Here is a 6,903-nt window from a genome sequence, read left to right as displayed (position 1 = left end):
TGCGTATTCCGGGTCATCGTGACCGACCGTTCCGTTCTATCGTGACCGCCTGTTCCGGGCCATCGTGACCGCCCATTCCGTTTCATCGTGACCGATTTCGGCGTCTTCCCCGGAATCCACGGTCACGTTGCCGGAATCATCGGTCACGATCCCGGAATCGCACCTAACTCGCTGGAATAATTCGGACTTCTACGGCATACCCCTCCTTTTGCCTTTGGCCCGGGAGGGGACGATGCCAGCACCGAGGATTCCTATGCGAACCATCACCGAGGTGTTGCGCCTCAAGTACGACGCCGGGCTCAGCCACGAGAAGATTGCGCGGGCCTGTGGCCTCTCCAAGGGCGTTGTCAGCAAGTACGTAAGCCTGGCGCAGGTCGCCGGCGTCACGTGGCCGCTGCCGGACGGCACCGACGAGACGGCGCTGGAGGCGCGACTGTTCCCGGCCAAGACGCCGCCGGTGCGCTTCTCAGCACCGGACTACTTCCAGGTCCACCAGGCGCTCAAGCGCAAGGGCGTGACTCTGCAGCTGCTCTGGGCCGAGTACGTGGAGGCCCATGGCGACAAGGCGCACCGCTACAGCCAGTTCTGCCATCACTACCGGGCCTGGCGTGGCCGTCAGCGGCGCAGCATGCGTCAGGTCCACCGCGCCGGCGAGAAGCTGTTCATCGACTACTGCGGCCCCACCGTACCCATCATCAACCAGGCCACCGGCGAGGTGCGTAACGCTCAGGTGTTCGTGGCCGTGTTAGGAGCGTCCAGCTACACCTACGCAGAGGCGACCTGGAGCCAGGCGCTGCCCGACTGGATCGGCTCCCACCAGCGTGCCTTCCAGTTCCTGGGCGGGGTCCCCGAACTGCTTATCCCGGATAACCTGAAGAGCGCCGTCACGCGGGCCTGCCGCTACGAGAGCCAGCTCAACACCACCTATGCCGAGATGGCGCAGCACTACCAGGTCGCGGTGCTGCCGGCGCGGCCCTACAAGCCCAAGGACAAGGCCAAGGCAGAAGCTGCCGTGCTGCTGGTGGAGCGCTGGATCCTGGCGCGCCTGCGCCACCACACCTTCTTCACCCTGGTCATGCTGAACCAGGCCATCGCCGAACTGCTCGACGACCTCAACCGCCGGCCCTTCCAGGGCCGCGAGGAGAGCCGACGCGACCTGTTCGAGGCCATCGACCGACCAGTACTCCGCCCCCTGCCGGAGACACCCTACGAGTTCGCCGAGTGGCGCAAGGCCAGGCCCGGCATCGACTACCACCTCGACATCGACAAGCGCCTGTACAGCGTCCCCCACAGCCTGGTCGGCCAGGTGCTGGAGGTGCGCCTGACCCACGCCATGGTCGAGGTGTTCCACAAGGGACACCGCGTGGCGGCACATCCGCGCCACGCGCAGGGGCGCTTTTCGACACTGGCCGAGCACATGCCCAAGCGACACCAGGCCCACCGTGACTGGTCGCCGAGTCGCTTCCTGGAATGGGCGAAAGGCATCGGCGTCGCCACGCTGGAAATGACCCAACGGCAGCTGCAGGACCGCCCTCATCCTGAGCATGGCTACCGCGCCTGCCTGGGGCTGCTGCAGCTCAGCCGCCGCTACGGCAAGGACCGCCTGGAGCAGGCCTGTGCGCATGCCCTGGCAATCCCCACCACCCGCTACGCCAGCGTGGCCTCGATCCTCAAGCAGGGGCTGGATCGGCAGCCGCAGGTGCGACTGCCCGATACGCCTGACGACCTGCCGCCCCACACCAACGTGCGCGGTGCCGAGTACTACCACTGACGGGAGGAGACGCCCCATGATGACCCAGCCCCTGCTCGACACCCTGCGCCATCTGAAGCTGACCGGCATGCATGACGCCCTGGCTCACCAGCTCACCCAGCCGGATACCTACGACCTGCCGTTCGAGGACCGCCTGGGCATGCTGCTCGACCGCGAGGTCCTGCACCGCGACAACCGCCGCCTCGACCGGCTGCTGAAGGCTGCCAAGCTGCGGGTGACGGCCTGCGTCGAGGACATCGACTACCGCCATCCACGCGGCCTGGAGCGGGGCCGCATGGCACCGCTGGCGACCGGCGAATGGATCGGACAAGCGCTCAACCTATGTATCACCGGTCCCACCGGGTGCGGCAAGACCTGGCTGGCCTGTGCGCTGGGCAACCAGGCCTGCCGGCAGGGCTATTCGGTGCGCTACCTGCGGGTGCCGCGCTTGTTCGAGCAGCTGCGCATTGCCCAGGGAGACGGCTCTTACGCCCGGCTGATGGGCCAGCTACAGAAGACCGACCTGCTGATCCTTGACGACTGGGGGATGCAGAAGATGACCGCACCGCAGCGCCAAGACCTGATGGAGGTGATCGAGGACCGGCACGGCCGGGGCTCGACACTGATCGCCAGCCAGCTGCCCATCGAGCACTGGCATGACTACATCGGCGCGGCGACGGTGGCCGACGCCATCCTGGACCGGCTGCTGCACAGCGCCCACCGCCTGACACTCAAAGGAGAATCGATGCGGAAAAAGACCGCGCCGCTACAAACAGAAGTTGACCCATCGTGACCGGTCAGCTTACAAAACCAGAGCCAGCGAGAGACCGGTGAGCAAATCGGTCACGATCGCCGGAATGAGCGGTCACGTTCGCCGGAATACGCACAGGTTGCAGGCTTCCCCGTGACCAGAAGGCAACGGTGAGTATCGTTTCATTATTGGGCATCAGCTTGCCGATCAGGACATGATCCCCATCGAAAATCGACGCTATGCGTTCGACCAGATGCTCGAATGCCTGTGGAGTGCCGGCTTTGCCCAAGCCATCGGCGAGCAGACGAAAGGCGTCTTCGGGTGCCATCATGGGCGTGGAACGGCTCCTTTATCGTAATTGTAGTGCGGGCTTACTGAAATATGCCCGATACGTTCACGGGTTACCAGTGGCTGAAGGCCTTATTGCGTTGAGCTTGACTGATCACATTCCACTGATGCACCCAAACCTGCATCGTAAGGTGTCGCTCGGGGCGTCTCTCGAGGCGGGTCATCATATCAGGGTCCGGCGAGCTGAATGATGGCGAGCGGGGAACCAGCACGCCAAAGGCGGCCCGAGGGCCGCCTTGCTGGCTCGTTGACGATTTCTCAACCTTGCTTGCTCAGTACTCAAGGCCACTGTGCTGCAGGCCAAGGCACGTCAGGTTAGCGCTCGGCTCAGCCGCGAGGTTCACTCATCAAGCCCTTGATGATGGCGTAGCAGGCGATCAGCAGCACCAGCGTAAAGGGCAGGCCGGTGGTGATCACAGCTGTCTGCAGGGCCGCCAGTCCGCCACCCAGCAGCAGGGCGATGGCGATGGCGCCTTCGATGATCGCCCAGAATAGGCGCTGGGGCTTCGGCGCGTCGACCTTGCCGCCGGCGGTGATGGAGTCGATCACCAGCGAGCCGGAGTCGGACGAGGTGATGAAGAATACCACCACCAGCAAGATCCCCACGAAGGAGGTGATCTGGGCCAGAGGCAACTGGTCGAGCATCACGAACAACTGCAGCTCAAGAGCCGCTTCCTGAACCCCTTCAAAGCCCTGGTTGATCACCTGATCGATTGCAGTGCCCCCAAAGGCGGTCATCCAGAGTACCGAGACAGTCGATGGTATCAGCAGTACGGCGATCAGGAACTCGCGCACGCTGCGCCCACGGCTGACGCGAGCGATGAACATGCCGACAAAGGGCGACCAGGAGATCCACCAGGCCCAGTAGAAGGCAGTCCAGCCCTGGCTGAAGTTGGCGTCTTCACGACCGAAGGGATTGGATAGCGCCGGCAGATGGACAAAATAGGCAAGCAGGCTCTCGAAGAAGCCTGTGGCGATCATCAGCGTCGGCCCGACTATGATAACGAAGGCCAGCAGCAGGAAGGCCAAGCTCATGTTGAACTGGGACAGGCGCTGTACGCCCTTCTCGACGCCCAGAAAGATCGAGCCCATGGCCACGACTGTGATGCCAGAGATCAGCAGCACCATGGTGACATTGTTATCCGGGATGCCGAACAGGTAACCAAGGCCCGCCGTGGCCTGTGAGGCACCGATACCCAGCGAGGTGGCCAGACCGAACAGGGTGGCGAATACCGCCAGTATGTCGATCACATGGCCCGGCCAGCCCCAGACGCGCTCGCCGAGAATGGGGTAGAAGATCGAGCGCATGGTTAGCGGCAGGCCCTTGTTGTAAGAGAAGATGGCCAGTGCCAGCGCCACGACGGCGTAGATGCCCCAGGGGTGCAAGCCCCAGTGGAAGATAGTGGCGGCCATGCCCAGAGTGATCGCGGCCTGCTCGTCACCAGCGGCGGCGCCCAGTGGTGCCCAGTCGGTACGCGCCCCATTCTCCATGGAAGTGCCGCCCAAGGCAGTCCCGAAGTGGGTCAAGGGCTCTGAGACCCCGTAGAACATCAGCCCTATTCCCATGCCGGCAGCAAACAGCATGGCGAACCAGCCGGCATAGCTGAAGTCGGGCGTAGCGTCTTGTCCACCGATGCGCACCTTGCCCAGAGGGGTGAAGATCAGCACGATGGAGAGCAGCACGAAGACGTTCGCTGAAAGCAGAAAGAACCAGGCCAAGTTGCTGGTCAAGAAGCTGAAGGCGACGTTGAAGATCGGCGTGATCTGATCCTGCAGGGCCAGGGTGATAATCACGAAGAACAGGATCACGATGGACGAGATGGTGAAGACCTTGCCATGCAGGTCCAGGTTAACGCCCAGCGGCGAGGGTGTGATGTTGTCCTGTCCGATGACGTAATCGGTATCGATAAGGTTTGCTGGCCCCTCCGGGGCCGGTATACCCTCGGAGCCGGCGTTGGGCTCCTTGTCGTTTTCGTCTCTGTTTTGGTTAGCCACTAGACATCTCCCTTGCAATTGGTGTCGTCGGGTTTATGTATGAGTTGTGAAAATCGTCAGGAATTCTTCGGCCTGACGAGAAAAACCGATGCCTTGGTGTGGGTAGCCACCTTGCCGCCATGGGAAGGCATGATGACGTCCAGGTGCTTGGGCGGATGGGTGGGCATGACCACCAGGTCGGCTCCGACATCCTCTATGGCCTTTATCAGGTCATCATCGAGACCGGCGATCGGATCGGGGCTGACAATGGTATGGGTGCAGACCGGTTGGCCATGCACCCTGGATCGCTCCTGGGCGAACGCCTCCAGCTTGAGAGTGAACTCCTCCGGTGTTCTCGCGACGCTGCCTGGTGCGGAGGATGTGACTCCAACGTAGCACACCTCGGCATCGTAATGGCGGGCCAGGTCGGCGACCGCTTGCAAGGAGGGTTCAAGTACTTCGAGGTGTGCCAAGTCGATTGGCACCATGATCTTCTTGTACATGCCGTTTCTCCTATTAGTCCGGACGATCGAGTGAGTCTCGATACAGCTGACTGCAATTGAGAGTGTGGCGGCTTTAGCCAACGATACCAGTCTTGTTGCAAAAGGCGCTCCTGCGACGCCCCCAAGACATTGGCCTGATCGTGGACAAGTATTGTACAGATCGGGAGAGTGGTTTTCGAACCGGTTGAAACACCTGTTCTTCATCCCTTCGAAAAGGGGCTACCGGGCAAAGCGACTGGCATGGCAGTGCCGCAGCCAGTGGGGCGCCTTGCCGGCCAGGCTGGCCGCGACCAGGCGGCCGGTGGTGGGGGCCAGGGTGAGCCCCAGGTGGCCATGGCCAAAGGCATAAGTGACGTTCGGTATCGCAGCCGGGCCGATCACCGGTAAGGAGTCCGGAAGTGATGGTCTTAGCCCCAGCCATTCGTGGCTTGCTGCACCCAAGGGGCCAAACATGGCTTCGGCGTGTCGGCGCAGGTAGGCGAGGCGGGCGTGGTTGGCTGGATCGGCGGGATGGCCCAATTCCACGGTGCCGGCAATGCGCAGTCTTCCCTCAAGCGGTGTCATGTAGAAGGCATTCTCGGCCGGACAGCAGGGGCGGCTGAGCAGAGTCTCGGCACCGGAAAACTCAAGATGATAACCACGCTCGACTTCCAGCGGGATGCGGTCTCCGGCCGACCTGGCCAATGGCTGTGACCACGCACCGGCGGCGACGACTACCTGCTCGGCATGCCAATCGCCGGCGTCGGTTAGGATGCTGACCCCGTGGGCGTGACGCTCGAGCGAGACGGCCCGGGCTGGAATGAAGGTGGCGCCACGGCGTTCGAGTTGCTTGGCCAGGCCATTGGCCAGCCGCAAAGGGTCACCAAAATGGCAGGCTTCAGGAAACAGAATGGCACCCTGGGCGATGCCATCCAGGGCGGGCTCCAGGGCGGCGGTTTCCTGTGCATTCAGGTACAGCTGTGCCACGCCTAGCCGCTGTCGTGCCTCGAAGTCGCTGCGTGCCAACTGCCAGTTGCGGGTTCGGCGGAAAAAATATAGTGCTCCCCGCTGATGTAGAGCGGCTGCCTCGCTGTCGGTCTGTATCGATGAATGCAGGGCCAGCCAGTCATCGAGTGAAGGTGCCAGCAGATGACATAGCGTGCGGGTGGCATGCTCTGTTCGGGAGCGCCTGGCGGCGCCCACGAAGCGTAGCAGCCATGGCGTCAGGCGAGGCAAGTGTCGCCAGCGCAGGTGAAAGGGGGAGGCCGGTGAGAAGAGCAAGGATGGCAGGGTTGGGAGTAGTGAGGGTCGCGCAAGCGGTTCAACCGCATAGTTAGCCAGTGTCGCAGCATTGCCGGAAGAAGCTTCGCCACCGGGAGGCCCCGGATCGATCAGTACCACTTCGCGGCCCTCTTCGATCAGTGCCCAGGCAGTCGACAGGCCGACAATGCCCGCACCAATGATCGCGACATCGGCATGCTGTGGTTGAACGTGCACTTTTAACTCCTGGCCCTGCTCAATCGGGAAGGTACTGTAGGCCACATTTGCCCTGACGCGCCACTAGCTGATTTTGCTCACAAATGTCCACAATGCCTTCA

The 6,903-nt window shown here is 62.5% G+C and carries 6 protein-coding genes; 2 read left to right on the top strand and 4 right to left on the bottom strand.

Features of this window, described 5'->3' with window-relative positions:
• Nucleotides 1-232: 232 nt before the first annotated feature.
• Complete coding sequence (gene istA / locus DU490_RS11015; RefSeq protein WP_114574335.1) at nt 233-1,771, top strand: IS21 family transposase; 1,539 nt, start codon at nt 233-235, stop codon at nt 1,769-1,771.
• A 16-nt stretch (nt 1,772-1,787) separates the two neighbouring features.
• Nucleotides 1,788-2,543, top strand: coding sequence for an IS21-like element helper ATPase IstB (gene istB / locus DU490_RS11010; protein ID WP_114574334.1), 756 nt, complete (start codon nt 1,788-1,790; stop codon nt 2,541-2,543).
• A 4-nt stretch (nt 2,544-2,547) separates the two neighbouring features.
• On the opposite strand, the gene DU490_RS11005 is transcribed toward istB, so the two are convergent.
• From DU490_RS11005 to DU490_RS10990, 4 genes are all read right to left on the bottom strand, one after another.
• Nucleotides 2,548-2,832, bottom strand: coding sequence for a hypothetical protein (locus tag DU490_RS11005; RefSeq protein ID WP_114574333.1), 285 nt, complete (start codon nt 2,830-2,832; stop codon nt 2,548-2,550).
• Between the two features lie 344 nt (nt 2,833-3,176).
• A complete protein-coding gene (locus tag DU490_RS11000; protein ID WP_114574332.1) occupies nt 3,177-4,844 on the bottom strand; it encodes a BCCT family transporter in 1,668 nt (555 codons plus the stop codon).
• Nucleotides 4,845-4,900: 56 nt separating this feature from the next.
• Nucleotides 4,901-5,326, bottom strand: a complete 426-nt coding sequence (locus DU490_RS10995; RefSeq protein WP_114574331.1) for a universal stress protein — start codon at nt 5,324-5,326, stop codon at nt 4,901-4,903.
• A 219-nt stretch (nt 5,327-5,545) separates the two neighbouring features.
• Nucleotides 5,546-6,802: an FAD-binding oxidoreductase gene (locus DU490_RS10990; protein ID WP_181870022.1), complete on the bottom strand. Its 1,257-nt coding sequence runs from the start codon at nt 6,800-6,802 to the stop codon at nt 5,546-5,548.
• Nucleotides 6,803-6,903 lie beyond the last annotated feature (101 nt).

The organism is Halomonas sp. DQ26W (genome assembly GCF_003339685.1).
Taxonomy (GTDB): domain Bacteria; phylum Pseudomonadota; class Gammaproteobacteria; order Pseudomonadales; family Halomonadaceae; genus Halomonas.
Note: the sequence above shows the minus strand (reverse complement) of the source record. Positions and strands in the feature narration are given on the sequence as shown.

What these genes read in the sequence shown, in the direction of transcription:
- istA (WP_114574335.1), top strand. Translation starts at nt 233, where the DNA reads ATGCCAGCACCGAGGATTCCTATGCGAACCATCACCGAGGTGTTGCGC.
- istB (WP_114574334.1), top strand. Translation starts at nt 1,788, where the DNA reads ATGATGACCCAGCCCCTGCTCGACACCCTGCGCCATCTGAAGCTGACC.
- DU490_RS11005 (WP_114574333.1), bottom strand. Translation starts at nt 2,832, where the DNA reads ATGATGGCACCCGAAGACGCCTTTCGTCTGCTCGCCGATGGCTTGGGC.
- DU490_RS10995 (WP_114574331.1), bottom strand. Translation starts at nt 5,326, where the DNA reads ATGTACAAGAAGATCATGGTGCCAATCGACTTGGCACACCTCGAAGTA.